The organism is Nocardia shimofusensis NBRC 100134, from assembly GCF_001613125.1.
Classification (GTDB): Bacteria; Actinomycetota; Actinomycetes; order Mycobacteriales; family Mycobacteriaceae; genus Nocardia; species Nocardia shimofusensis.
The window spans coordinates 1-24,195 of record NZ_BDBT01000012.1; the positions used below are offsets into that span (position 1 = coordinate 1).

The window sequence follows — 24,195 nt, forward strand, 5'->3', positions numbered from 1 at the left end:
TGCGGGTTTGTCGCCCTCGGTCGCTTTCGCGGTCGCCGCCTCGGTGGTTCGGGCGGTCGCGGCCTCGGCGGGTTCGGTGGTCGCGACCTTGCGGGTGCGACGGCGGGGAGTGGTCGGCCCGTCCGCTGCGCTTGCCTCGGCGGCACGGGCGGTGCGCTTGCGCGGCGCACGTTCGACCGGCTCGGCGAGGGCCTGCGCGACCTCGGCGTCCGCCGATTCCGCCTCGGCCGGCGTGGCCGCGGCCGCCGGAGCGGTCGCAGCGGTGTCGACGGTCGCAGCGGAATCTGCGGCCGCAGTGACAGTCGCCGTGTCGGTGGTCGCGGTGTCGGTGGTCGCGGTGTCGGCCGCCTTGGTGGCACCCGTACGACGACGAGTCCGGCGACGGGGCGCCTCGACCTCCGATGCGCCCGCCGCATCCGTTGCCCGGACCGAGTCGTCCACGGTCGTCGCGGCGTCCGAGACGGTCGCCACAGCAGCGGAATCGACGCCCTCGTCGAACGACTCGGCTTGTGCCACCGCGAGATTCGCTACATCCGCATCGCTCGCCGGGGCGTCGGCACGCGGAGCGGCGCCGTCGGAAGCCGAGGTTTCACTCCGGGGCACTGCCTCGCTCGACGTCACGGCGTCGGTCTGGGACACGGTAGCGGCCCGCGCACCGGCGTCGGCCGATGTCGAATCGTTCGCGACCGCCGAATCACCCTGCGTACCATGGGTATTCGTACCGGAGCCGCCGCGACGGCGCCTGCGCCTGCGGCGAGCCGGAGCTTCGCCGGTGTCCGTCCGATCGCCTTCGGTGCGCGCTTCCGCGACCGAGCTATCGGCGGCCGGAGTGTCGGCGGAGACGCGTTCGGCGGTGTCGGCTGCCGAGGTCCGGCTGTTCTCGGTGGTCTGCGACTCGTCGAGCGGCTTGCCGCGCAGGGTCCGCTTGCGGTTGCGCTTGCGCGGTGCGCGGGCGGGGCGCTCCTCCACCACGGCCTCGGCTTCGCGGACGCGCGGGGCCTTGCGCACGGTGCCGGTGATGCCCTCGGGAATACCGAGGTCGGCGAACAGGTGCGGCGAGCGTGAGTACGTCTCCACCGGCTCGGGGATGCCGAGGCCGAGGGCGGTGTCGATGCTTGCCCAGCGGTTGAGTTCGTCCCAGTCGATCAGCGTGATCGCGACGCCGGTGCGGCCCGCGCGACCGGTCCGGCCGATACGGTGGACGTAGGTCTTCTCGTCCTCGGGGCACTGGTAATTGATGACGTGGGTGACGTCGTCGATGTCGATGCCGCGCGCGGCCACGTCGGTCGCGACCAGCACGTCGATGGCGCCCTTGCGGAACTTGTCCAGCGCCTTCTCGCGCTGCACCTGGTTGAGGTCGCCGTGCACCGCGCCGACCGCGAATCCGCGTTCGGCCAGGTCGTCGGCAACCTTCTGAGCGGTGCGCTTGGTGCGGGTGAAGATCATGGTGGCGCCGCGGCTGTCGGCCTGCAGCACCCGCGCCACCAGTTCGGCCTTGTCCAGCGCGTGCGCGCGGTAGACGAACTGGGCGGTGCGGTCGTGCACCGCGGAATCGTGCGGCTCCTCGGCCCTGATGTGGGTGGGCCGGGTGAGGAAGGTGCGGGCCAGGGTGATGATCGGGCCGGGCATGGTGGCCGAGAACAGCATCGTCTGGCGCTGCGCGGGGACCATGGTGAGGATGCGCTCGATATCGGGCAGGAAGCCCAGATCGAGCATCTCGTCGGCCTCGTCGAGGACGAGCACGCCGATCTTGCCGAGGATCAGGTGGTTCTGCTTGGCCAGATCCATCAGCCGGCCGGGGGTGCCGACGACCACGTCGACGCCGTCGCGCAGCGCGGCGATCTGGGAGTCGTAGGGGCGGCCGCCGTAGATCGCGGAGACCTTCAGGGCGCCCTTGTGGTTGCGCAGGTACTTGGCCGCGCGCTCGAGATCCTCGGTGACCTGGATGCACAGCTCGCGGGTGGGCACGATGACCAGCGCGCGCGGGGTGCCGTCCAACGGCGTGGTGCCCGAATCGGCGGTGGCCACGCGATGCAGCAGCGGGACGCCGAATCCGAAGGTCTTGCCCATACCGGTGCGGGCCTGACCGATGAGATCCTCACCGGCCAGCGCCAGCGGAAGGGTGAGTTCCTGAATTGCGAATGTACGTTCGATACCCCGCTCGTCGAGCGCGCGGACGATTTCCTCGCGCACTCCCAATTCGGCGAAAGTCGGGGCGGTATGCGTGGTGTCCAGTTCGGCCGTCACCAGGGTGTCCGTCAGACCTGGTTCCTGCTCGACAGTGATCTTGCTCAGGATCGTGCCTTTCCTCGTCATCGCGTCACGCGCGCACGAGGCGTGGGGCGGACCGGCCGGTCCGCGACGACCACGTATCCGCCTGTGATGTTCACCGTGGCCGCTGCCGGATGTCGCTGGCCCGTCGTGATCGACGGCGGGCGGTGGGCGCTTTCGGCCCGGAGCAATCGGCGCGGCGCGAGGGTGATGCGGATCTGGTGCGCGCACATTTCCGGACTGCGAAACGCATCCTGTCCACCTGGTGTCACCGCCGCGGTCATCGGTGTACGGACCGCTGTTCGGCGTGACTTCGAGGTGGACTCGGGAACGAAATTCTCCGCAGTCCGCCTTGATTGTAGCGTGATAATGTGCAGCCCCCGAATTTCCGGGCCGGTCGATTTTCGGCAAATGATCACCGACGCGCTATGCGGAACGGATTCACCGTGCGCGACAGGTGAATTCGGAGGGACCCGGGCTGCGCGGGCGGGCCTCGGCACGGCCGGGGAACGCGCCTGTCCGCCCCTGTGGCCTGTCACTGTCCGCGACGGTGGCCCGCGTCTGTCTGCGACAGTCTGTGAGACATTCTTGGGCGTGAGCATCGCAGACACCGTCACCCTCGCCGCCCGCAATGCCTGGGCACTGACCTTCGGTCCCGGCGTCGAAGCGCCCGAGCCCACCGCGTCGACGGTGCTCTGGGATCAACCGCATCGGCAGCTACGCCGATTCGAGCGCGACGAGGCCCGCGACGGCGCCGCGGCCGCGCAGCCGCCCGTGCTGCTGGTGCCCCCGCTGGCCGCGCCCGCGAGCTGCTTCGACCTGCGACCGGATCAGAGCCTGGCCCGCTTCCTGCTCGGCACCGGGCGCACTCCGTACCTGGTCGACTACGGCGAGATCGGCTATGCCGACCGGCGCATGGGCTTCGAGGACTGGATCGACGACATCCTGCCCGATGCCGTTCTGCGGACCAGCGCCGATGTCGGCGGAGCGCCCGTCGATCTGGTCGGCTGGTCGATCGGCGGCACGCTGTCCCTGCTCGCCGCCGCCGCGCACGCGCACCTGCCGATCCGATCCATCACCGCGGTCGGTTCGCCACTGGACTACGACAAGATGCCGGGCATGGGTTCGGTGCGCACGGTCGCCAGGATCGACGGCGGGCGCACTGTCTCGACCGCCGTGCGCGCCACCGGCGTGCCCGCGCCGCTGACCCGCGCCGCCTATCGGGCCACGGCGTGGAACCGGGAACTGACCCGGCCCTGGTTCGTCGCCAGCAATATCGCGCGCACCGAATCGCTGGCCAAGATGGAGTCCATCGACCGGTTCATGGCCGCGATGCCCGGCTACCCCGGCCGGTTCTACGCGCAGTTGTGGGAACGGCTGGTGCTGGCCAATGACATCGGCCGCGGCGGACTGAGACTGCGCGGCAGGCGGATCGCGCTGTCGGAGGTGAACGCGCCGGTTTTGCTGATCGGCGGCACCACCGACGTGATCACCCCGGCGAAGGCCGTGGCGGCGGGCGCACGGTTGCTGACCGGCGCCCCGTTCGTCCGCTACGACACGGTGCCCGGCGGTCATCTCGGCATTCTCACCGGCGAAACCGCACGCGAGACCACCTGGGCCCAGCTGGAGAAGTTCCTCGCCGAAGTGTCCTGAGCGACACCGGCGCCCCGCGGGCGACACGGGAGCTATCGTCCGTCCCGCGGGGGCTACGCTGGGCGGCATGGGAGCACAGTCATCCGCAGCGGTCGGTGTCTCGTCATCCGACTCGAGTTCGCAGTCTGTCTCGTCCTCGCGGAGTCAGGCGAATCCGCCGATCGCCGCCGACCATCCCGGCGTCACCGAACTGTTCGCGGTGCTGGCCTACGGTGAGATCTCCGCGTTCTACCGTCTCGCCGAGGAAGCCGAACTCTCCCCGTCGCTGCGCGGGAAAGTCGCGGTGGCCGAGATGGCGGCTTCGGAGATGGCCCACTTCCGGACCCTGCGCGCCGCGCTGAGCGAGCGCGGCGTCGACGTGTTCGACGCCATGGCGCCCTACGTGCGGCCACTGAGCGCCTATCACGCCTCCACCGACCCCTCGACCTGGCTCGAGTCGATGGTGAAGTTCTACGTCGGCGACGGCATCGCGGCGGACTTCTACACCGAGATCGCGGGCGCGCTCACCCCCGAGGTGACCGCGATCGTGCGTGACGTGCTCGCCGAGACCAGCCACTCGGAGTTCGTCGTGGAAGAGGTGCGCCGGGCGGTGCGCGACAACCGCTCCGAGCGCGACCGGCTGACCCTGTGGGGCAGGCGGCTGCTCGGGGAGGCGATCACCCAGGCGCAGTACGTGATGGCCCAGCGCGACGAGCTGACCGACCTGGTGCTCGCCGTGACCGGCGATCTCAACGGGATCGGCGCGCTGTTCGAGCGCATGCAGGCCAGCCACGCCGAGCGCATGGCCGTGCTGGGCATCTGACGGTTCGCTGACCGCCCTGGTTCGTTGGCCCGCCCCGGGTTCGCTGAGAGCACAGCACTCCGTGTGCTCCGGGGGCCCGCGACTGCACTAGCCTGGTTCGGACAGCACAGAACTCTAGGTTCGGAGGTTGGCCGTGGAGGTCAAGATCGGTATTTCGGATAGCCCCCGCGAGTTGGTCATCACCAGCACACAGACGCCGGATGAGGTCGAGGCGCTGGTGTCCGAGGCGCTGAAAGGGGCCGAGGGCATCGTGAAGCTGACCGACGACAAGGGCCGCACCTTCCTGGTCCAGGCCGCCAAGGTGGCCTACGTCGAGATCGGCACCTCCACCGCGGGCCGGGTCGGCTTCGCCGCCGTCTGAGCCCTGGGCCGAAAACACCGAGCCCTCGATGTTCCGGAAGGAACGTCGAGGGCTCGGTTCGTCTGGTCGGTCGAGCGGCGGGTCAGACCCGGCGCTCCTCGTTGTGCAGCGGGACGTGCGACAGACCGCCCCAGGCCAGCGCGACGGTGGTGTCGACGGCCTCTTCCTTCGGGATCGGCCGGTCCGCCTCGAGCCAGTAGCGCGCGGTGAACTGGCTGGCGCCGACCAGGCCGACGGCCAGGATGCGGGCGCGGTAGGGGTCGAGACCGGAATCGTGGGCCACCAGGTCGAAGACCGCGTCCACGCACGCCTCGGTCGCCTGCTCGACACGGCGCTGCACCTGCGGCTCGCTGGTCAGGTCCGATTCGAAGACCAGCCGGAAGCCCTGCATCTCGTTGTCCACGAAATCGAAGTAGGCCTGCACGGCCGCGCGGACGCGCTGCTTGTTGTCGGTGGTGGAGCGCAGCGCCTGGCGCACGCTCGACACCAGCATGTCGACATAGTTCTGCAGTACCGCGATGTAGAGCTCGAGCTTGCTGGTGAAGTGCTGGTACAGCACCGGTTTGCTGACGCCGGCGACCTGGGAGATCTCGTCCATGCCCGCCGCGTGGTAGCCGCGTAGCACGAAGACCTCGCTCGCGGCGTGGAGTAGCTGCTGCCGCCGTTCGTCGCGCGGCAGCCGGGTGCCGCGTTTGGGCGGCTGCGGGGCGTCGGAGGACAGTCTGCGCGCTGCCATCCGGTCCACGAGGTCGGTCATATGTTCGCTCTCCCAGTCGATTCCCCGGGGCAAGAAAGGGGTTGTACACCGGGTATTTCCTGCACGATACTCGCTCGGGTGTCCTCAGCCGACCCGGGTGCGCGATGAGATCGCCCGCCGGTGAGATTTTTCGCAGCCTGCCGGCGCGTGCGGTATACGGCCGGTGGCCTCGATCGCGCACTGTGAGAACCTGGTGTCCGTGACCGACCGAACGGAAAGACCGTCCGGCGGCGGGCACGATGTGACCTCGGGAGTGGCATCGCGGCCGGACGCACCCGCAGGCAACGGCCGCTCCCCGGGGACCGCGACCGAACCCTGGGCGCGCCCCGACCGTTCCCGTCAACCGCTGCGCGCCCGCTGGGACCCGACTGCCGCCACCGACAACAACCGCCGCGCTCCCCGTCCTGATCGCCCGGTCAAGAAGCAGAGCGCGCTCGGCCGCTTCGTGTCCACCTACGGCTGGCGCGCCTACGCCCTGCCGGTGCTGCTGGCCGTGACCGCGCTGGTACTGGCCGACGCGATGCGCAGCGGGGCCGGCCTGACCGCCGACGGCGAGGAACCCGGATTCGGCACACTGAGCGCGCTGACCGAGGGCGGTGTGATCGGCGCTCCGCCCGGTGACGGCTCCTTCCCCGCCGACCTGCCGACCGGCGCCCTGCCCGACGGCGGTCCCTTCACCGAGGCAGGCGCGGGACAGTGGCGGGTGGTCCCCGGCGCGAGCCCCGAGGTGGGCGCGGGAACCGAATACCACTTCTCCTACACCGTCGAGATCGAGAACGGTGTGGACACCTCGGGTTTCGGCGGCGACGCCTCGGTGGCGACGATGATCGACAGCACCCTGGCCAATCCCAAGAGCTGGGTCCACGATCCGAAATTCGCCTTCCGGCGCGTCGATTCGGGTACTCCCGACTTCCGTGTCTCCCTCACCTCGCGCCGGACCATCCGGGAGGCCTGCGGATTCGAGATCCCGATCGATTCCTCCTGCTACAACGCCGGTCTGGACCGGGTGCTGCTCTCGGAGGCGCGCTGGGTGCGCGGCGCCCTGGCCTTCGACGGCGACATCGGGTCCTACCGCCAGTATCTGGTCAATCACGAGGTCGGCCATGCCATCGGCTATCACCAGCATCAGCCGTGCGAGACCGACGGCGGGCTGGCGCCGATCATGATGCAGCAGACCTTCGGCACCGACAACGACGCCATCGCCGCTCTCGATCCGGGTGGGGTGGTGCCGATGGACAGCAAGAGTTGCCGGTTCAATCCCTGGCCCTATCCGCGCGGCTGACCAGCCGGGTCGCCGCGAGGCGGACAATGGAAGAACAGCCGGGCGGTTACCGGGAAGAACAGCGCAGCCCCCGACGTTGTACTTCGGGATTCGGCCCCCACGATTCGAGGAGTCCTGGACGTGTCACTTTCGAAGTCCCTGCCGCCGCTGGTCGAGCCGGCCGCGGATCTGAGCAAGGACGAGATCGCCCGCTACAGCCGTCACCTGATCATTCCCGATGTGGGCGTGGACGGGCAGAAGCGGTTGAAGAACGCCAAGGTGCTGGTGATCGGCGCGGGCGGACTCGGGTCACCCGCCCTGCTGTACCTGGCCGCCGCCGGTGTCGGCACGCTCGGCATCGTGGAATTCGACGAGGTGGACGCGTCGAATCTGCAGCGTCAGGTCATCCACGGTCAGTCCGACATCGGCAGGCCCAAAGCCGAGAGCGCCCGCGATTCCATTCTCGAGATCAACTCGGACGTGGACGTGCGGCTGCACCAGTTCCGCCTGGAACCCGACAATGCCGTGGAGCTGTTCGCCCAGTACGACCTGATCCTGGACGGCACCGACAATTTCGCCACTCGTTACCTGGTCAACGATGCCGCCGTGCTGGCGGGCAAGCCGTATGTCTGGGGTTCGATCTACCGGTTCGAGGGCCAGGCCTCGGTGTTCTGGGAGGACGCCCCGGACGGCCGCGGCATCAACTACCGCGACCTCTACCCCGAGGCGCCGCCGCCCGGCATGGTCCCCTCCTGCGCCGAAGGCGGCGTGCTCGGCGTGCTGTGCGCCTCGATCGGCTCGATCATGGTCACCGAGGCGATCAAGCTGATCACCGGCATCGGCGAACCGCTGCTGGGCAGGCTGATGGTCTACGACGCACTGGACATGACCTACCGGACCATCAAGCTGCGTCGCGATCCGGAACGTCAGCCGATCACAGAGCTGATCGACTACGAGGCGTTCTGCGGTGTGGTGTCCGAGGAAGGCCAGGCCGCCTCCGCCGGGTCCACGATCACCGCGAAGGAACTCGAGGACCTGATCGACTCGGGCAAGGGCATCGAGCTGATCGACGTGCGTGAGCCGGTCGAGTGGGACATCGTGCACATCGAGGGCGCCACGCTGATCCCGAAGGATCGCATCCTCTCCGGCGAAGCGCTCTCCGAACTGCCGCAGAACCGGCCGATCGTGCTGTATTGCAAGACCGGTATCCGCTCGGCGGAAGCGCTGGCCGTGCTCAAGAGCGCCGGGTTCGCCGACGCCACCCATATGCAGGGCGGCATCGTGGCCTGGGCCACCCAGATCGACCCGTCGCTGCCGGTTTACTGACAGCTCCCGCACCACCCCGGACCTCGGCAGATCACGGACGCTGCACCCACGGCGCGCCGCGCTGAATCGGGCGCCGTCACGGCGTTAACGTACGAGTCGTGACCACCCCCGACAGCACGGAACCACCCGAGCACGTGCGGTCCACGTTCGGTCTGCGTGGGTTCGCGCCGGTCTGTCTCGGCGACTGGGAGGGTGGCTGGCGCTGTGGCGACGTGGTGCTGACGCCGGTCGCCGACCACGCGAGAGCCGCATGGTCCGCGCGGGTCCGGGAGACGCTGCGGGTGGACGGTCTGCGGCTGGCGCGTCCGGTGCGCGCCACCGACGGCAGGTACGTGGTGTCGGGCTGGCGCGCCGACACCTATCTGCCCGGCACCCCGCAACCACGTCACGACGAAGTCGTCTCGGTGTCGCTGCGGCTGCATCAGGCCACCGCGGGCCTCGAGCGCCCCCGGTTCCTGGCACAACCGCCCGTCGCGCCCTGGGTCGAGGTGGACATCTTCGTCGCGGCCGACCGCGCCGCCTGGGAACAGGTGCCGCTGCGCAGCTTGCGCGCGGGCGGCATCGCCACGCCCAGCACGCCCGACGGCCATCGCAGCCTGGAACTGATCGGTCAGCTGGCCACGCTGCGCAAGCAGGTGCGGACACCGCCCCAACTGGTGCACGGCGACCTGTTCGGCACCGTGCTGTTCCAGGGCGCCGAGGTGCCCGGCCTGTCCGACATCGTCCCGTACTGGCGTCCCGCCCCTTGGGCGGCAGGCGTCGCGGTGGTCGACGCGCTGTCGTGGGGCGGCGCCGACGACGGCCTGCTCGAGCGCTGGTCCGATCTGCCCGAATGGCCGCAGATGTTGTTGCGCGCGGTCATGTTTCGGCTCGCGGTGCACGCGCTGCACCCGCGTTCGACGCCCGAGGCGTTCCCGGGATTGGCGCGCACCGCGGACATGGTCCGCTTTCTGCTCTGAGGCGGGCGAACCGGCCTGCGCGGCAGGTGCGGATCGTCCGATCCGGCAGAGCGCGCGAGAATGCCGCGCCGGGAGACCGGCGCGGCATCGGTCGACAGAGAGGACTCTTCGGTTCAGAACCGGTTGGGAGACATCACACCTGGGCGTAGGCCAGCGAGGGCACCCGCCCGACCGCGAACGAGGAACGCAGGTAGAAGAACCAGGTGACACCGGCCATCACCAGGAAGGCTCCGGCGTAGGCCCAGAAGGCCGGGTTCATGCTGCCGAAGTTGATGTTGGACAACCGAAGCGCCTGCTGTAGCAGGTAGCCGCCGGAGGCGCCGATCGCGCCGATGACGCCGATTGCCGCACCGGCCTGCCGCTTGGCCGAGGCCGCGGCTTCGGTGAGGTCGAGGCCGTGCTCGGCGGCGTACTTCTTGGATTCCGCGCTGAAGATCGACGGGATCATCCGGTAGGTCGAGCCGTTGCCGATGCCGGTGAGCACGAACAGCACCAGGAACGCGATCAGGTAGAGCGGGAAGCTGTCGAGTTCCAGCGCCGCCACGATCGCGGCCACCGCCAGCGCCATGCCGGTGAAGACCGCCACGGTGATCTTCGCCCCGCCCATCTTGTCGGAGATCCAGCCGCCGAACGGACGGCTGAACGAGCCGACGAGCGCGCCGAGGAAGGCCAGATTGCCCAGGGTGGTGATCCAGCCGATCTTCGCCAGATCGGGGAAGTTGGCCTTGATCAGGGTCGGGAAGGCGAAGGAGAAGCCGATGAACGAGCCGAAGGTGCCGATGTAGAGGAACGACATCACCCAGGTGTGGCGATTGGTGAGGGCCAGCTTGTAGGACTTGCCGTCGGATTTGGCGGTGGTGATGGAGTCCATGTAGCGCAGTGCCCCGAAGGTGGCCACCAGGATGAACGGCACCCAGACCAGGACCGAGAGCGTGATGCCGAACCGGTACCCCGCCGCGTCTTTCGCGGTCAGATGGGTGCCGAGGGTGATCAACAGCGGCAGTACCAGCTGGGTCTGCGCGACACCGAGGTTGCCGCCCGCGGCGTTGATGCCCAGCGCGGCGCCCTTCTTGCCCTCGGGGAAGAAGAACGAGATGTTGGCCATCGACGAGGAGAAGTTGCCGCCGCCGAAACCGGCGAGCGCGGCCAGCAGCATGAACACCCACATCGGGGTGCCGGGCTGGTTGACGAACCACGCCAGGCCGAGAGTGGGGATCAGCAGCATCGCGGCGCTGAACGCGGTGAACGCGCGCCCGCCGAAGCGGGGGATGGCGAAGGTGTACGGAATGCGCAGCGCCGCACCCACCAGGGTCGGGGTGGAGGTCAGCAGCAGCGCGTTGCTCACCGCGACCGGGTTGCCCTTGCCGAGTCCTTCGAGGAACGGGAAGCCGGCGGCGCCCATGCTGGTGACGACGGTGCCCCAGATGACCCAGACACTGAATCCGAGGTTTTCCGCGAAGACCGAGAAGCCCAGATTCTTTCTGGCGGTGAGCTTTCCGCCGGATTTCCAGAAGGCGGTGTTGTCGGGATCCCAGTGATCGAGCCAGCGTCCACGCTTGCGATGCGTGAACGCCGGCGCTTCGGAATGCTGGCCGGCGGCAGCGGCTGTGGCGGTCATCGGCTTCCTCTCGACGCCTCGTAATTCGGTCGTGTCGAACGTAGAAGCCAGTTGTTGCGGCGCCATGAGCGCGAGTGACGTTCCCGGCAAATCCGTCTCACATCGCGAGACCGCGCGTGGTGCACATTTGGTTACGTACGGTCGGTCACCTGAGGTCGGGGTCGGGATAGGCGGCCAGGACCGTGTTCAGTAGGCAACGCGCGGTCCCGGCGGCCCGCTCGGGATCACCGTCGATGATCGCCTGGACGAGCTCGGTGTGCTCGTCGGTATAGGACTCGTCGGTCTTGGCGGCGTGCGCGCGGTTGACCTCTTCGATCCGAGGCAACAGCGAGTCGTAGAACTCGAGGTAGACGGCGTTGTGACTGGCGGCCACGATCGCTCGGTGCAGCGCCGCGTCGGTGGCCATCGAGTCGGGGTCCAGGCGCCAGTCCTGGGCGACGCGCGCCGCGAGCAGCCGGCGCAGTTCGGCGATGTCGGCGTCGTCGCGGCGGCGCGCGGCCAGCGCGGCGGCGGTGGTGTCCAGGGCCAGGCGCAGTTCGATCACGTCACGGTCGCGGGCATCGGCGAAGTACTTGCCGAGGGTGCCGCCGACCTCCGAACCCGCCACCACATAGGTGCCCGAGCCCTGGCGGCGTTGCAGCATGCCCGCGTGCACGAGGGCCTGCACGGCTTCGCGGACGGTATTGCGCCCGGTGCCGGTCAATTCGGTGAGCTCGGGCTCGGTGGGAATGCGGGAGCCGATCGGCCATCGGCCGGAGCGGACCTCGGCGCGCAGTTGTTCGGTTACCTGGGCGATGAGGCTGGTGCGCCGGACGGGTTGCACGCACAACAGGGTACCGCCGATCGGCTCGGCGAGCTGTTTTCATCGGATCATCCGATGAAAATTGAACGCCGGAAGCCGCGTCGGAGGAATCGGTTCGACGTTCCGGTTGCGAGGCTCGCGCGGTGGGCGCATGCTGTGCGCGTCACACTCACACCCGCCTTCGGGTGGGCCGTGTCACTTCGTGACCTGCCGAAAACCGCTGTGTCACATGCGCGAAACATAAGTACGGAACTCACCTCGGCGTGCCGGAACAGGTGAGCAACCGTTGATCGACCCGTCACGCGCGGCAGCATTTCGGCAATACCCGCTCCCTACCGTTGGGGCCAACCGATTTTGGGAGGCCCTTGTTGAGCACGCTGACGCGTAACCACAACATCGAGCATTGGGATGCCGAAGACGTCGTTGCCTGGGAGGCCGGCGGTAAGGACATCGCCCGGCGCAATCTGATCTGGTCGGTGTTCGCCGAGCACGTCGGTTTCTCGATCTGGTCCATCTGGTCGGTCATGGTGCTGTTCATGCCGACCGAGAAGTACGGCATCGACGCCGCGGGCAAGTTCTTCCTGATGGCGGTGCCGACCCTGGTCGGCGCGCTGCTGCGGATCCCCTACACCGTGGCCACCGCCCGATTCGGCGGGCGCAACTGGACGGTGTTCTCCGCGATGCTGCTGCTGATCCCGGCGCTGCTGACGCTGTACTTCATCAACCAGCCCGGCACCTCGTACACCACGTTCCTGGTGGTGGCGGCCTTCGCTGGCATCGGCGGCGGCAACTTCGCCTCCTCGATGACCAATATCAACGCCTTCTACCCGCAGCGGCTCAAAGGCTGGGCGCTGGGGTTGAACGCGGGCGGCGGCAATATCGGCGTGCCGGTGATCCAGCTGATCGGCCTGCTGGTCATTGCCACCCTCGGCAACGAGTACGCCACCCTCATCTGCGCGATCTACCTGGTCGCCATCGCGGTGGCGGGCATCGGCGCGGCGCTGTACATGGACAACCTGCGTAATCAGAAGGCCGACCTGTCCTTCATGATCGAGTCGCTGAAGGTCCCGCAGTCCTGGGCGATCGCCTTCCTCTACATCGGCACCTTCGGCTCGTTCATCGGCTACAGCTTCGCCTTCGGCCAGATCTTGCAGATCAGCTTCAAGGCGGGCGGCGACACCGCCGCTCAGGCCGCCCTGCACGCCGCGCAGATCGCCTTCATCGGACCGCTGCTCGGTTCGCTGGCCCGCCCCTACGGCGGCAAGCTGGCCGACCGCCTCGGCGGTAGCAAGGTCTCGCTGGCCACCTTCGCCGCGATGATGGCCGCCACCGTGCTGGTCATCGGCGCGAGCACGGTGGCCGACGGCAACGCCGGCGTCGCGACCGGTGGCGTGATGGCTGTGCTGGTCATCGGCTTCGTCGCCCTGTTCGTGCTCTCCGGCATCGGCAACGGCGCGGTCACCAAGATCATCCCGTCGGTCTTCGAAGCCAAGTCCAAGAGCCTGGACGTGAGCCCGGCGGCTCGTTCGGCCTGGTCGCAGAACACCTCCGGCGCGCTCATCGGCTTCGTCGGCGCCATCGGCGCGCTCGGCGGCGTGGGCATCAACCTGGTGCTGCGCTCCTCCTACGCCTCCACCAACTCCGCGACCACCGCGTTCTGGGTCTTCCTGGCCTTCTACATCGCCTGCGCCGCGGTCACCTGGATGGTCTTCCTGCGCAGGCCGAGCCTGCGCTCGCCCGCCGGCGACGCGGTCGTCGAATCCGCTCCCGCCACCCCGTCCGTCGTGTCCGCCGGCGCCTGACGCCCGATCCCCACCTGGGAGGTCTCTCATGAACCCCGAAACCACCACACGCAAGACAGTGGTCGTGGCCGGCCACGGCATGGTCGGGCATCGCTTCGTCGAGGCGCTGCGCTCCCGCGACGAGGAGGGCCGCTGGCAGGTCGTCGTCCTCGGTGAGGAGCAGTTGCCCGCCTACGACCGCGTGGGGCTGTCCTCCTACGTCGGGGCTTGGGATCCGGCCGCGCTCGCGCTGCCGGGCAACGAGTACGCCGGTGACGATCTGGTCGAGCTGAAGCTGGGCCGTCGCGCCGAGTCCATCGACCGCGAGGCACGCAAGGTCACCACCTCCCAGGGCGAGATCATCGGCTACGACGCGCTGGTGCTGGCCACCGGCTCCTACGCCTTCGTGCCGCCGGTGCCCGGCCACGACCTGCCCGGCTGCTTCGTCTACCGCACCCTCGACGATCTCGACGGCATCCGCGCCACCGCCGAAGCGGCGGGCCCGGGCGCGCACGGTGTGGTCATCGGCGGCGGCCTGCTCGGCCTGGAGGCGGCCAACGCGCTCAAGCTGCTCGGCATGACGCCGCACGTCATCGAGTACAACAACCGCCTGATGCCCGCCCAGGTCGACGAAGGCGGCGGCGCGGTCCTCGAGCGCCTGGTCACCGACCTCGGCCTGAACGTGCACACCGGCGTCGGCACCTCCTCGATCGAGCAGACCGAGACCGGCCTGCGCTTGACCCTCTCCGACGAGTCGACCATCGACGCCGCGCTGGTCGTGTTCTCCGCGGGCATCCGCCCCAACGACCAGATCGCCCGCGACGCGGGTCTGGAGGTCGGCCCGCGCGGCGGCATCATCACCGACCTGGGCATGCAGGCCTCGGACCCGAACATCTGGGCGGTCGGCGAGTGCGCCGCGGTCGAGGGCACCTGCTACGGCCTGGTCGCCCCCGGCTACACCACCGCCGAGATCGTCGCCGACCGGCTGCTCGGCGGCGCGGGCGAATTCCCCGGCGCCGACATGTCGACCAAGCTCAAGCTGATGGGCGTGGACGTGGCCAGCTTCGGCGACGCGCACGGCACCACCGAGGGCGCGCTGTCGGTCGTGCTGCACGACGCCGCCAAGGGCACCTACGCCAAGCTGGTCGTCTCCGACGACGCGAAGATCCTGCTCGGGGGCATCCTGGTCGGCGACGCGAGCCAGTACGCGGCGCTGCGCCCGCTGGTCGGCCGTCCGCTGCCCGCCGATCCGGCCGCGCTCATCTCCCCGGCCGGCGCCGAACTGGGCGCCGACGCGCTGCCCGACGATGCGCAGATCTGTTCCTGCAACAACGTGTCCAAGGGCTCCATCTGTGGCGCCATCGCCGAAGGCGCCTGCGACATCGCCGCAGTCAAGGGCTGCACCACCGCGGGCACCTCGTGCGGCGGTTGTGTGCCGATGCTCAAGAAGCTGCTCGAGCAGTCCGGCGTCGAGATGTCCAAGGCGCTGTGCGAGCACTTCGAGCAGTCGCGCGCCGAGTTGTTCCAAATCGTGCAGGTCACCGGCATCCGCACCTTCTCCGGCCTGATCGCCAAGTACGGCAAGGGTTCCGGCTGCGACATCTGCAAGCCGACAGTGGCCTCCATCCTGGCCTCCACCTCGAGCGATCACATCCTCGACGGCGAGACCGCCGCGCTGCAGGACACCAACGATCACTTCCTGGCCAACCTGCAGAAGAACGGCACCTACTCGGTGGTGCCGCGGATGCCCGGCGGCGAGGTCACCGCCGATCAGCTGATCACCATCGGCGAGGTCGCCAAGGAATTCGGCCTCTACGTCAAGGTCACCGGCGGTCAGCGCATCGACCTGTTCGGCGCCCGCGTCGAGCAGTTGCCGTTGATCTGGAAGCGGCTGGTGGACGCGGGCATGGAATCCGGCCACGCCTACGGCAAGTCGCTGCGCACGGTGAAGAGCTGCGTCGGTTCGACCTGGTGCCGCTACGGCCAGCAGGACTCGGTCGGCATGGCGGTGCTGCTGGAGAAGCGTTACCGCGGCCTGCGTTCCCCGCACAAGATCAAGCTGGGCGTTTCCGGTTGCGCCCGCGAGTGCGCCGAGGCCCGCGGCAAGGACGTCGGCGTCATCGCCACCGAGAACGGCTGGAATCTCTACGTCGGCGGCAACGGCGGCCTGACCCCCAAGCACGCGGTGCTGCTGGCAGGCGAACTCGACGACGAGACGCTGGTCAAGTACATCGACCGTTACCTGATGTTCTACATCCGCACCGCCGACCGCTTGCAGCGCACCGCGCCGTGGCAGGAGGCGCTCGAAGGCGGCATGGACTACCTGAAGAGCGTTGTCTGCGACGACAGCCTCGGCATCGCCGAGGAGTTGGAAGCCGCGATGGCCAAGCATGTCGAGGGCTACCAGGACGAGTGGGCCGCAGTGCTCGAGGACGAGAACAAGCTCTCGCGCTTCGTGTCCTTCGTCAACGCTCCGGAGGAGTCGGACCCGACCATCTCCTTCGACGACAGCGGCGAGCGCAAGGTCCCGGTCCTGCTGGGGATGCCGGAAGTGACGCGCGCCACCGCGGGCACCGTGAAATGAGCTACTGCCGGTCAGGCGCAATGACGGCTTAACCAGGCGGAAACAGGACGCCTGAACAATTGGGACAGGCTTCCGGAGGAGGAACCGATGACCGTAATCGATACACCCAGCATTGCCCCGTCCACCGTGACCGGCTGGACGCAGGCCTGCCGCTTGGACTTTCTGATTCCGGGCCGTGGCGTGGCGGTACTGTTGAGAGGCGGGAGGCAGGCGGCCCTGTTCCTGATGACCGACGGCACCTTGTCCGCGGTCGGCAACATCGATCCGTTCGGCCGGGCGGCGGTCATGTCGCGCGGCATCGTCGGGGACCGGGGCGGCGTTCCCGTCGTGGCGTCGCCCCTGCTCAAGCAGGCGTTCTCGCTGATCGACGGACACTGCCTCGACGACGAATCGGCGGCGTTGCCGGTATACGCGGTGCGCGTCGACGACGGCATCGTTTCGATTTCCAACGAGCCGGTCACGGTCGAATCCTCGGACGGATGAGCTATCTATGAACACCATTGACGCGGGCGACGGCCTAGCCGGATTCACTGTCGGAATCACCGCGGCACGCCGCGCCGACGAGTTCGCCAAGCTGCTGACCCGGCGGGGGGCGTCGATCGTTTCGGTGCCGGCCATCCGGATCATTCCGCTGGCCGACGACACCGAACTCGAACGGGTCACCCGCACCCTGATCGCCGAGCCGCCGCAATTGGCCGTCGCCACCACCGGTATCGGGTTCCGCGGCTGGATGGAAGCGGCCGAGGGCTGGGGGCTGGCCGAACAACTGCGCGACACCCTGGCCGGGACCAGGATGCTGGCGCGCGGTCCGAAAGCCAAGGGCGCGATCCGCGCCGCGGAACTGCGCGAGGAGTGGTCACCGGCCTCGGAGTCCTCGGCGGAGGTACTCGATCACCTGCTGGCCGAGGGCGTGGAGGGCGTGCGCATCGCGGTGCAGTTGCACGGCGCCACCACCGAATGGGAGCCGGTCCCCGACTTCTGCGAGGTACTGCGCTGCGCGGGCGCCGATGTGGTGCCGGTGCCGGTGTATCGCTGGATCCCGCCTGCGGATCAGGGGCCGATGGACCAGCTGATCGAATCCATCGTCACCGCGGGGCTGGACTGCGTGACCTTCACCAGCGCGCCTGCGGTGGCCTCGATGCTCATGCGCGCCAAGGAGACCGGCCTGCTGGAGGGCCTGTTGCACGCGATGCGGACCCGGGTGCTGCCCGCGTGCGTCGGCCCGATCACCGCGGCGCCGCTGGAAGAGCTCGGCGTGCCGTGTTCCATGCCCGCCCGCGCCCGCCTCGGTGCGCTGGCCAGGCATGTCGCCGAGGAACTGCCCCGGCGGGCCAACCGGATCCACGCGGCCGGGCACATCGTCAGCGTGCGCGGCGGGTGCGTCGTCGTCGACGGCGAGGTGCGTCAGCTGGCGCCCGCGCCGATGGCCTTGATGCGTTCGCTGGCCCGCCAGCCCGGCCGGGTGGTCTCACGTGAGGACCTGCTGGCCGCGCTGCCCGGCGGCGGTGAGGACACCCATGCGGTGGAGACCGCGATCGCCCGCCTTCGCGCCGGTCTGGGCGCGCCCAAGGCGATTCAGACCGTGGTCAAGCGCGGCTATCGGCTGGCGCTCGACGCCGCCGAATGCGCCGACGACAACGCGCCGGTCGTGCGCCCGTCCATCGGAACCCCCGCCCGTGCGCCGCGCTACGCGCCGACGATCGGGGCGTGGTGAACGGCCCGGCCCTGGTCCTGGTGGCGCACGGCACCAGGAGCACCAGGGGAGTGGAGATGATCGCCGCGCTCGCCGAGGCGGTCACCCGGGAACTGTCCGAAACCGTCGCGCCCGGACTCCGCGCGCCGGTCGTGCGCACCGCCTTCGTCGATGTGCTCGGTCCTTCTCCGTCCGAGGTGCTGCGTGATCTGCGCGCCACCGCGCCGGACATGCCCGCCGTGGTGATCCCGGCCTTCCTGGCCTCCGGTTACCACGTGTATCAGGATGTTCCGCGCGAAGTCGGCGAGAGCGGGCATCCGACGGTGACGGTGACTCCGGCGATGGGCCCTGATCCGGCGCTGGCCCGGATCATGACCATGCGCCTGCGCGCGGCGGGCATGCGGCGCGGCGACGCGGTGGTTTTCGCCGCGGCAGGCTCCTCGGACGCCCGCGCCCGCGCCGATGTGCGCCGCGCGGCGGCACTGCTCACCGAGCAGTTGGACGCTCCGGTGCGTATCGCCTACGTCGCCACCGGCGCACCTCGTGTGCCGGAAGTCGTTGCCGAACTTCGTGATTCGGGCGCGCGCCGGGTGGTCATCGCCTCCTATCTGCTGGCGCAGGGCCTGTTCCAGCAGCGGCTGCACGAGGCGGGCGCCGACGGCGTGGCCGAGCCGATCGGCGTGCATCCCGCGGTCGTTCGCCTGCTCGCCGACCGCTATCGCAGCGCCGCAGCGCAATCGACCGCCGTTCACGTACGCTGAGTTGTTACCTGCGCGGCGTTGCTCACACCGCCGGTAGGTCTAGGCTCGTAGGTATGTCCAAGCGCGAGCGGGTATCAGAGCAGTCACTGCTCGATCACGCGCGAACCGTCTCCCGACGGGTCGCGGCGGGCGCGGCATGTGAGATCACCGTCGGTGGCAGGCCCTTGGGCGCGCTGCCCTCCCGGCGTTCCTCCCGCCCCGCTCAGGGGTCCTCGCGCTACGCCGTGCCGCACGCGGATCCGGTCTGCGAACGACTCGACCGCGTCTTCGCCGAAGCCGCCCGCCTCGATCCGCTGCCGCTGGATCCGCTGTCGGTCGATCCCGCGCAGTTGCGTCGCGCCATCCTCGATTCGGCCGAACACCCGCACCGTTCCTGACCGGTGAACGCACCGGCATCGGCGGAATCCGGCGCGCGATCACGCTCGGTCGTGCCGACACGACAATCCGCACGATTCCTGGCGGCGTTCGCCGCCGCGATCAGCGCGTGAGCGTTCGCCGCCGCGCGTAGGAGGAGACATCCGTGGCCTATGACACCGAACTCGCCGAGCGTGTGCGCGAACTCCTGGCGACCGCTGCCGATGTCTCCGAAAAACACATGTTCGGCGGCCTCGCTTTCCTGATCGGCGGAAACATGGCCGTGGCCGCCAGTCACGACGGCGGCCTGCTGGTGCGCGTCGATCCCGAGGACGGCGACCGGCTGGTGGACGACGACCGGGTCAGGCCGATGGTCATGCGCGGCCGGGAGATGTCGGGCTGGCTGAAAGTGGCTGCCGAAGCCGTCGTTCCGGCGGCCCGTCTTCGCGACTGGGTGCATCGTGGCGTCGCCTACGCCCGGACACTGCCGGTGAAATAGACGCGGCCGGCGTCCCGGCGGCAGCGGCGATCTCGCCGGTGGCCGGAATGTGTTCGCGTTATACGGCTTCTCGGGCCGCGGTCAGAACGGCCGCGATCCGCGGGTCGTCCGCGGCGATATCGCCGAGTGCCCCGACGAGCGTTTCGGCGTAGGTCGTGCGGGCTTCGCGGAAGCGGGCGCGCCCGGCGTCGGTGAGCACGGTGTAGGCGCCGCGCTTGTCGTCCGGGCACAGATCGCGGACGGTGTAGCCCACCGCGTTGAGCCTGCCGACGAGCCGGGTGACCGAGCTCTGGTTGAGACCGAGGCCGTCGGCGAGTTCCTGCATGCGCAACTCGTGGCGCGATGCGCCGTCCAGCAGCCCGAGCGCGCGATACTCCGACAGGCCGAGCCCGTGGCGTCGCTGCATGGTCGTGGCGAGGCGGTTCTCCACCTGAGAATGCAGTCGCAGCAGGCGATTCCACAGCTCGACGTCGGCTGTCGCGGTCATGGCGCTGACCTCCTCGGCGCGGCACTGTTCCAATGGACGGGCGGGGACCGCGGGTCGGGCGCCCGAGTCTTGACACGAGTTTACATGTACATGCATTCTTATCTCCGGCAGTAGAAAGTTGCATATACATACAAATACCACCGAAGGAGTGCCCGTGCCCTGGGTCTATCTGCTCATCGCCTCCGTCTTCGAAGTCGTGTTCGCGCTCGCCACGAACGCCACGAACGGATTCACCGTGCTGGGACCGTCCGTGCTGACCGCGGCCGCGGCGGCGGGCGGGATCTTCTTCCTGAGCCTGGCCTTGCGATCCCTGGACGTCGGGGTCGGCTACACGGTCTGGACCGGCATCGGGTCCGTCGGCACGGTGGTGCTCGGGACCGTGGTCTTCGGCGAGGCGATGACCGCGCCGAAGATCGTGGCCTTCGTACTGATCATCAGCGGAGTGCTCGGCCTGCGGCTGGCGGACAAGCTCGCCGAGAACTCGGCCGGTCACGTGCCCGCAGGGCGATCCGAAGTGCCCGCCTGAGCGCCGCCGCGCGCGATCCCATCGATCTGTTCGTCAGGAGTGCTGTCATGGCTTGGATCTATCTGCTCATCGCCGTGGTGTTCGAGATCGCGTTCGCGCTCGGCACCAATGCCACCAAGGGGTTCACGCGACTGTGGCCCTCGGTGTTCACACTGCTCGCCGCCGCGGGCGGCATCTATACGTTGAGCTTGGCGTTGCGCACGCTGGATGTCGGCGTCGGCTACACCGTGTGGACCGGGTTGGGCGCGATCGGCGCGGTGGTGCTCGGCGCGCTGATCTACAAGGAGCGGATCACCGTCCCCAAGGTGGTCTCGTTCGGCGCGATCATCGCCGGGGTCGCCGTGTTGCGTCTGGCCGCCGGGGGCTGAATCGTCGCGAACAGCGCCGTGGTCGCGAACAGCGTTGTGCCCGCCGGGTCTCGGCGGGCACAACGACGTTCTCAGCGCCAGCGTTCCGGGGTCACCGGAGAATCCCACGCCCGCGCGTAGCGGCGAGTGTCGGCGGCGTTGGTCTCTTTGGCGCGGTAGACGATGTAGGGGCGGGTGAGATAGCCGAGCGGGGCGCTGAACATGTGGACCAGGCGGGTGTAGGGCCACAGGGCGACCAGAACGAGGACGGCGAGGCCGTGCAGCTGAAAGGTCCACGGGGTGCCGACCATCAGCTCGGGCTGCGGTGCGAGGGTGAACAAGCTGCGGAACCAGGGGGAGACGGTTTCGCGGTAGTTGTAGGTGCCCCACAGCAGATTGCTGCCCCAGGTGTTGAGCAGGCCGGTCGCCAGCGCGGCGGCGAGCAGCGTGTACATCACCTTGTCGTTGCCGGTGGTGGCCTTGCGTACCGCAGGCACGGTGACCCTGCGGTACAGCAGGATGGCGACGCCGGCCAGCACGGCGAGGCCCGCGACCGAGCCCGCGCCGACGGCGATCACGTGGTAGGCGTGCTCGGAGATGCCCACCGCGTGGGTCCACGATTCGGGGATCAGCACGCCGAGCACGTGCCCGCCGAACACCCCGAGCATGCCGAAGTGGAACAGCGGGCTGCCCAGGCGCAGCAGGCGGCTCTCGTAGACCTGCGAGGACCGGGTGGTCCAGCCGAACTGGTCGTTGCGGTAGCGCCAGATGTGGCCGAGCACGAACGAGGTGAAGGCGATGTAGGGCAGGATCATCCACAGTTCGGCGGGCAGATTCAGGCTGGCGTTCATCGGCGCCCTTCCGAGTCGGTGAACAGCGAGGGGTCCAGGGCGAACGGGTCGAGACCGACCTCTTCCTCCGGTGGGCCCTCGGCGGCGAGTTCGGCGATGCGACGCCGATCGGCGGTGGTCAGCGGCGGCAGGGTGGCGACCACGGCGGCCAGCGCGCCCGCGTAAGGCGATGCGTTGTCGGCCAGCGACAGCCGCAGCAACTCGATCACCGGCAGATGCTCGCCGAGCAGGCGTTCGCCGCCGATCGGATCGACCGTGGCGGCGAACTCCAGCAGCACCGGCAGGTGGTCGGGCAGCTCCTCGTCGCCGAGTTCCACGCCCGCGTGCCGGTAGGCGTGTTTGAACCGCAGCAGCGCCATACCGCGTTTGCGGGTATCGCCGTAGGCGTAGAAGGTCAGGTGCATGCTGGCCCGCTTGCGCAGATCGAAGGTGGCCACGTAGTCGGCTGCCAGCGTCAGCGGCGGGGTCACCCGCAGGTGGGTGAGCAGCGGCTCGAGCGGGAGGCGCACCTCGTCGGGCAACTCCGCGGCCGCACCGGACAATTCGTCGAGCATGGCGAGCAGCGGCTGTCCCGGGTAGTCCAGGACCAGCGCCGCCAGCCGCCACACCAGGCGACGGTCGCGCTCGGACATGCGCACCACCGGCTCGGGCCTGCGCCGCACTTTCAGCAGGCTCATCGCGGTGCTCCCGTCACATCCGGGGTGGCAGCGGAGCCGGCGCCGTTGCCGGTCGCCCCGCTGCCGTTCCCGGCCGCACCGTTGGTGCCGGAGCCCTTCGCGGTCGCGCCGTTGCCGTTCGCGCCGTTTCCGGGTGCCCCGTTACCGCCGGTGCCGTTCGCGCCGATGCCGGCTGTCGCATCGCCGGAGCTCCCGGTATCGGCTGCGCCGTCGCTGTTCGCTCCCACCGGCACCAGCCCCGCGGTGCTCTTGCCGTCCCAGTTCAACAGGTTGATCCGGTTCGACTTGGCTTCCGGCGCGGCCGCGTTGGTGTCGGAGAGCGAGGTGTCGGTCAGGTGGAACTTCTCGACCATCTGATCGAAGGCCGTCATACCGGGTCCGCCGTCGGTGTCCAGGCTGCACCCGGTCGCCAGCGAATCCAGTTCGTGGGCTTGCGAAGTCGCGCCCTGCGGGATCACGTAGCGGTCCTCGTACTTGGCGATCGCCAGCAGGCGGTAGAGCGCCTCGATCTCCTCCGGCTCCAGCCGCACCGACGGCGCGATCGACGGATCGGGCTCCTCGCCGAGGTTCACCGAGCGCATGAACGAGCGCATTCCCGCGAGCCGTTGCAGGGCGGCCCGCACCGGGCCGATCTCGCCCGCGGTGAACAGTTCGGCCAGATATTCGACCGGAATGCGCAGCGCGTCGATGGCGCCGAACAGGTTGCGGGCGCTCTCCCCGTCGTGCCCGGTCTCCGACAGCACGTCGACCACCGGGGACAGCGGCGGCACGTACCAGACCATCGGCATGGTGCGGTACTCCGGATGCAACGGCAGCGCGATCTGGTAATCCACGATCAGCTTGTAGACCGGCGAATCCTGCGCGGCCTGAATCCATTCCGGCGAGATGCCCGCCCGCTCGGCCTCGGCGATCACCCGCGGGTCGTGCGGGTTGAGGAATACGCCGAGTTGCGAGGGGTACAGGTCGGCGGTGTCGGTCACCGACGCGGCTTCGAGCACCTTGTCGGCGTCGTAGAGCATCACGCCGATGTAGCGCAGCCGTCCGACGCAGGTCTCCGAGCACACGGTCGGGATGCCGACCTCCACGCGCGGGTAGCAGAAAGTGCACTTCTCCGCCTTGCCCGTCTTGTGGTTGAAGTAGATCTTCTTGTACGGGCAGCCGGTGATGCACTGGCGCCAGCCGCGGCACTTGTCCTGATCGACGAGCACGATGCCGTCCTCGGCGCGCTTGTAGATCGCGCCGGACGGGCACGAGGCCGCGCACGAGGGATTGAGGCAGTGCTCGCAGATGCGCGGCAGGTAGAACATGAAGGTCTGTTCGAACTCCAGTTTCACCTGCTCCGACAGCCGGTTCAGCAGCGGGTCCTTGCCCACCTGCTCGGGGCCCGAGCCCAGATCGTCGTCCCAGTTCGCGCCCCAGGTGACCTTGGTGTCCTCGCCGGTGATCAGCGACTTGGGCCGCGCCACCGGGGTGGTGTCGGTGGCGGGGGAGGACAGCAGGTTGTCGTAGTCGTAGCTCCACGGGTCGTAGTAGTCCGACACCGTGGGCAGGTCCGGGTTGGCGAAGATGTTGAGCAGCCGCTTCAACCGCGAGCCGGACTTCAGGGTCAGCTTGCCGCGCTTGGTGAGCGTCCAGCCGCCCTTCCACTTCTCCTGATCCTGGTACTGCCGCGGATAGCCCTGACCCGGCCTGGTCTCGACATTGTTGAACCAGACGTACTCGGTGCCGCCGCGGTTGGTCCAGGCCTGCTTGCAGGTGACCGAACAGGTGTGGCAGCCGATGCACTTGTCGAGGTTCATCACCATCGCCATCTGTGCCATGACGC

Annotated in this window: 22 protein-coding genes and 1 pseudogene; 15 read left to right on the forward strand and 8 right to left on the reverse strand. The window is 68.9% G+C overall.

The window, feature by feature from the left end; genetic code table 11:
- Positions 1-648: 648 nt before the first annotated feature.
- Positions 649-2,316, reverse strand: a pseudogene (locus NS3_RS15080) (DEAD/DEAH box helicase); the annotation flags it as partial.
- Between the two features lie 549 nt (positions 2,317-2,865).
- On the opposite strand from NS3_RS15080, the gene NS3_RS15085 reads away from it, so the two are divergent.
- The 3 genes from NS3_RS15085 to NS3_RS15095 all read left to right on the forward strand — a co-directional run bounded on the left by NS3_RS15085 (position 2,866) and on the right by NS3_RS15095 (position 5,087).
- Complete coding sequence (locus NS3_RS15085; protein WP_067860065.1) at positions 2,866-3,924, forward strand: alpha/beta fold hydrolase; 1,059 nt, start codon at positions 2,866-2,868, stop codon at positions 3,922-3,924.
- 67 nt (positions 3,925-3,991) lie between these two features.
- On the forward strand, positions 3,992-4,726 hold the full coding sequence (locus NS3_RS15090) for a ferritin-like fold-containing protein (RefSeq protein WP_218018243.1): 735 nt from the start codon (positions 3,992-3,994) through the stop codon (positions 4,724-4,726).
- Between the two features lie 133 nt (positions 4,727-4,859).
- On the forward strand, positions 4,860-5,087 hold the full coding sequence (locus NS3_RS15095) for a DUF3107 domain-containing protein (protein ID WP_067860067.1): 228 nt from the start codon (positions 4,860-4,862) through the stop codon (positions 5,085-5,087).
- Between the two features lie 82 nt (positions 5,088-5,169).
- Here NS3_RS15095 and fasR read toward each other — a convergent pair whose 3' ends face one another.
- Positions 5,170-5,844: an HTH-type transcriptional activator FasR gene (gene fasR / locus NS3_RS15100; protein ID WP_067860068.1), complete on the reverse strand. Its 675-nt coding sequence runs from the start codon at positions 5,842-5,844 to the stop codon at positions 5,170-5,172.
- A 199-nt stretch (positions 5,845-6,043) separates the two neighbouring features.
- Between fasR and NS3_RS15105 the strand changes: the two genes are divergently transcribed.
- The 3 genes from NS3_RS15105 (at position 6,044) to NS3_RS15115 (ending at position 9,390) form a co-directional block, all read left to right on the forward strand.
- Positions 6,044-7,126, forward strand: a complete 1,083-nt coding sequence (locus NS3_RS15105; protein WP_373865312.1) for a DUF3152 domain-containing protein — start codon at positions 6,044-6,046, stop codon at positions 7,124-7,126.
- A 120-nt stretch (positions 7,127-7,246) separates the two neighbouring features.
- Positions 7,247-8,431, forward strand: coding sequence for an adenylyltransferase/sulfurtransferase MoeZ (moeZ, locus tag NS3_RS15110; RefSeq protein ID WP_067860070.1), 1,185 nt, complete (start codon positions 7,247-7,249; stop codon positions 8,429-8,431).
- A gap of 98 nt (positions 8,432-8,529) precedes the next feature.
- Complete coding sequence (locus NS3_RS15115) at positions 8,530-9,390, forward strand: TIGR02569 family protein (protein ID WP_067860072.1); 861 nt, start codon at positions 8,530-8,532, stop codon at positions 9,388-9,390.
- A gap of 133 nt (positions 9,391-9,523) precedes the next feature.
- Here NS3_RS15115 and NS3_RS15120 read toward each other — a convergent pair whose 3' ends face one another.
- Together NS3_RS15120 and NS3_RS15125 are read right to left on the reverse strand one after the other, a co-directional pair.
- The gene (locus NS3_RS15120) at positions 9,524-11,008 is read right to left on the reverse strand and encodes an MFS transporter (protein ID WP_067860074.1); all 1,485 of its coding nucleotides are present in this window, start codon (positions 11,006-11,008) and stop codon (positions 9,524-9,526) included.
- Between the two features lie 145 nt (positions 11,009-11,153).
- Positions 11,154-11,831 (reverse strand): FadR/GntR family transcriptional regulator, encoded by a 678-nt coding sequence (locus NS3_RS15125; protein WP_067860076.1) that lies wholly within the window; start codon positions 11,829-11,831, stop codon positions 11,154-11,156.
- Between the two features lie 344 nt (positions 11,832-12,175).
- Here NS3_RS15125 and NS3_RS15130 point away from each other — a divergent pair, with 344 nt between their 5' ends.
- The 7 genes from NS3_RS15130 to NS3_RS15160 all read left to right on the forward strand — a co-directional run bounded on the left by NS3_RS15130 (position 12,176) and on the right by NS3_RS15160 (position 19,482).
- Positions 12,176-13,612 carry an MFS transporter gene (locus NS3_RS15130; RefSeq protein ID WP_157101361.1) on the forward strand — a complete coding sequence of 479 codons (1,437 nt, stop codon included), beginning with the start codon at positions 12,176-12,178 and terminating at the stop codon, positions 13,610-13,612.
- A 28-nt stretch (positions 13,613-13,640) separates the two neighbouring features.
- Entirely contained in the window at positions 13,641-16,175 is a 2,535-nt protein-coding gene (gene nirB / locus NS3_RS15135) for a nitrite reductase large subunit NirB (RefSeq protein WP_067860080.1), read from the forward strand.
- 87 nt (positions 16,176-16,262) lie between these two features.
- A complete protein-coding gene (gene nirD, locus NS3_RS15140; RefSeq protein ID WP_067860082.1) occupies positions 16,263-16,658 on the forward strand; it encodes a nitrite reductase small subunit NirD in 396 nt (131 codons plus the stop codon).
- Positions 16,659-16,665: 7 nt separating this feature from the next.
- The gene (locus NS3_RS15145) at positions 16,666-17,889 is read left to right on the forward strand and encodes a uroporphyrinogen-III synthase (RefSeq protein ID WP_067860084.1); all 1,224 of its coding nucleotides are present in this window, start codon (positions 16,666-16,668) and stop codon (positions 17,887-17,889) included.
- The gene (locus NS3_RS15150) at positions 17,886-18,629 is read left to right on the forward strand and encodes a sirohydrochlorin chelatase (protein WP_067860335.1); all 744 of its coding nucleotides are present in this window, start codon (positions 17,886-17,888) and stop codon (positions 18,627-18,629) included. Before NS3_RS15145 ends, NS3_RS15150 begins: the two co-directional genes overlap by 4 nt.
- Positions 18,630-18,682: 53 nt before the next feature.
- The gene (locus NS3_RS15155; protein WP_067860086.1) at positions 18,683-19,006 is read left to right on the forward strand and encodes a hypothetical protein; all 324 of its coding nucleotides are present in this window, start codon (positions 18,683-18,685) and stop codon (positions 19,004-19,006) included.
- A gap of 143 nt (positions 19,007-19,149) precedes the next feature.
- The gene (locus NS3_RS15160) at positions 19,150-19,482 is read left to right on the forward strand and encodes a TfoX/Sxy family protein (RefSeq protein ID WP_067860088.1); all 333 of its coding nucleotides are present in this window, start codon (positions 19,150-19,152) and stop codon (positions 19,480-19,482) included.
- A 58-nt stretch (positions 19,483-19,540) separates the two neighbouring features.
- Here the strand turns inward: NS3_RS15160 and NS3_RS15165 are convergent, their stop codons facing one another.
- Positions 19,541-19,969 carry a MarR family winged helix-turn-helix transcriptional regulator gene (locus NS3_RS15165; protein WP_067860337.1) on the reverse strand — a complete coding sequence of 143 codons (429 nt, stop codon included), beginning with the start codon at positions 19,967-19,969 and terminating at the stop codon, positions 19,541-19,543.
- Between the two features lie 154 nt (positions 19,970-20,123).
- Here NS3_RS15165 and NS3_RS15170 point away from each other — a divergent pair, with 154 nt between their 5' ends.
- Both NS3_RS15170 and NS3_RS15175 read left to right on the forward strand, forming a co-directional pair.
- Positions 20,124-20,495: a DMT family transporter gene (locus NS3_RS15170; protein WP_067860339.1), complete on the forward strand. Its 372-nt coding sequence runs from the start codon at positions 20,124-20,126 to the stop codon at positions 20,493-20,495.
- Between the two features lie 47 nt (positions 20,496-20,542).
- Positions 20,543-20,863, forward strand: coding sequence for a DMT family transporter (locus tag NS3_RS15175; protein WP_067860090.1), 321 nt, complete (start codon positions 20,543-20,545; stop codon positions 20,861-20,863).
- Positions 20,864-20,934: 71 nt separating this feature from the next.
- Here NS3_RS15175 and narI read toward each other — a convergent pair whose 3' ends face one another.
- Genes narI through narH form a run of 3 tightly spaced genes read right to left on the reverse strand, consistent with a single transcriptional unit; the run spans position 20,935 to position 24,190 of the window.
- Positions 20,935-21,693 carry a respiratory nitrate reductase subunit gamma gene (gene narI, locus NS3_RS15180; RefSeq protein ID WP_067860091.1) on the reverse strand — a complete coding sequence of 253 codons (759 nt, stop codon included), beginning with the start codon at positions 21,691-21,693 and terminating at the stop codon, positions 20,935-20,937.
- Positions 21,690-22,370, reverse strand: coding sequence for a nitrate reductase molybdenum cofactor assembly chaperone (gene narJ, locus NS3_RS15185; protein ID WP_067860093.1), 681 nt, complete (start codon positions 22,368-22,370; stop codon positions 21,690-21,692). Before narJ ends, narI begins: the two co-directional genes overlap by 4 nt.
- Positions 22,367-24,190: a nitrate reductase subunit beta gene (gene narH / locus NS3_RS15190; RefSeq protein ID WP_245649643.1), complete on the reverse strand. Its 1,824-nt coding sequence runs from the start codon at positions 24,188-24,190 to the stop codon at positions 22,367-22,369. Before narH ends, narJ begins: the two co-directional genes overlap by 4 nt.
- Positions 24,191-24,195 lie beyond the last annotated feature (5 nt).

Bases quoted from the DNA above. Each gene is read 5' to 3' on its own strand.
- narH (WP_245649643.1), bottom strand. From the start codon at position 24,190: ATGGCACAGATGGCGATGGTGATGAACCTCGACAAGTGCATCGGCTGC.
- narI (WP_067860091.1), bottom strand. From the start codon at position 21,693: ATGAACGCCAGCCTGAATCTGCCCGCCGAACTGTGGATGATCCTGCCC.
- fasR (WP_067860068.1), bottom strand. From the start codon at position 5,844: ATGACCGACCTCGTGGACCGGATGGCAGCGCGCAGACTGTCCTCCGAC.
- NS3_RS15155 (WP_067860086.1), top strand. From the start codon at position 18,683: ATGTCCAAGCGCGAGCGGGTATCAGAGCAGTCACTGCTCGATCACGCG.
- NS3_RS15165 (WP_067860337.1), bottom strand. From the start codon at position 19,969: ATGACCGCGACAGCCGACGTCGAGCTGTGGAATCGCCTGCTGCGACTG.
- NS3_RS15175 (WP_067860090.1), top strand. From the start codon at position 20,543: ATGGCTTGGATCTATCTGCTCATCGCCGTGGTGTTCGAGATCGCGTTC.
- NS3_RS15145 (WP_067860084.1), top strand. From the start codon at position 16,666: ATGAACACCATTGACGCGGGCGACGGCCTAGCCGGATTCACTGTCGGA.
- nirD (WP_067860082.1), top strand. From the start codon at position 16,263: ATGACCGTAATCGATACACCCAGCATTGCCCCGTCCACCGTGACCGGC.
- NS3_RS15090 (WP_218018243.1), top strand. From the start codon at position 3,992: ATGGGAGCACAGTCATCCGCAGCGGTCGGTGTCTCGTCATCCGACTCG.
- narJ (WP_067860093.1), bottom strand. From the start codon at position 22,370: ATGAGCCTGCTGAAAGTGCGGCGCAGGCCCGAGCCGGTGGTGCGCATG.
- nirB (WP_067860080.1), top strand. From the start codon at position 13,641: ATGAACCCCGAAACCACCACACGCAAGACAGTGGTCGTGGCCGGCCAC.
- NS3_RS15120 (WP_067860074.1), bottom strand. From the start codon at position 11,008: ATGACCGCCACAGCCGCTGCCGCCGGCCAGCATTCCGAAGCGCCGGCG.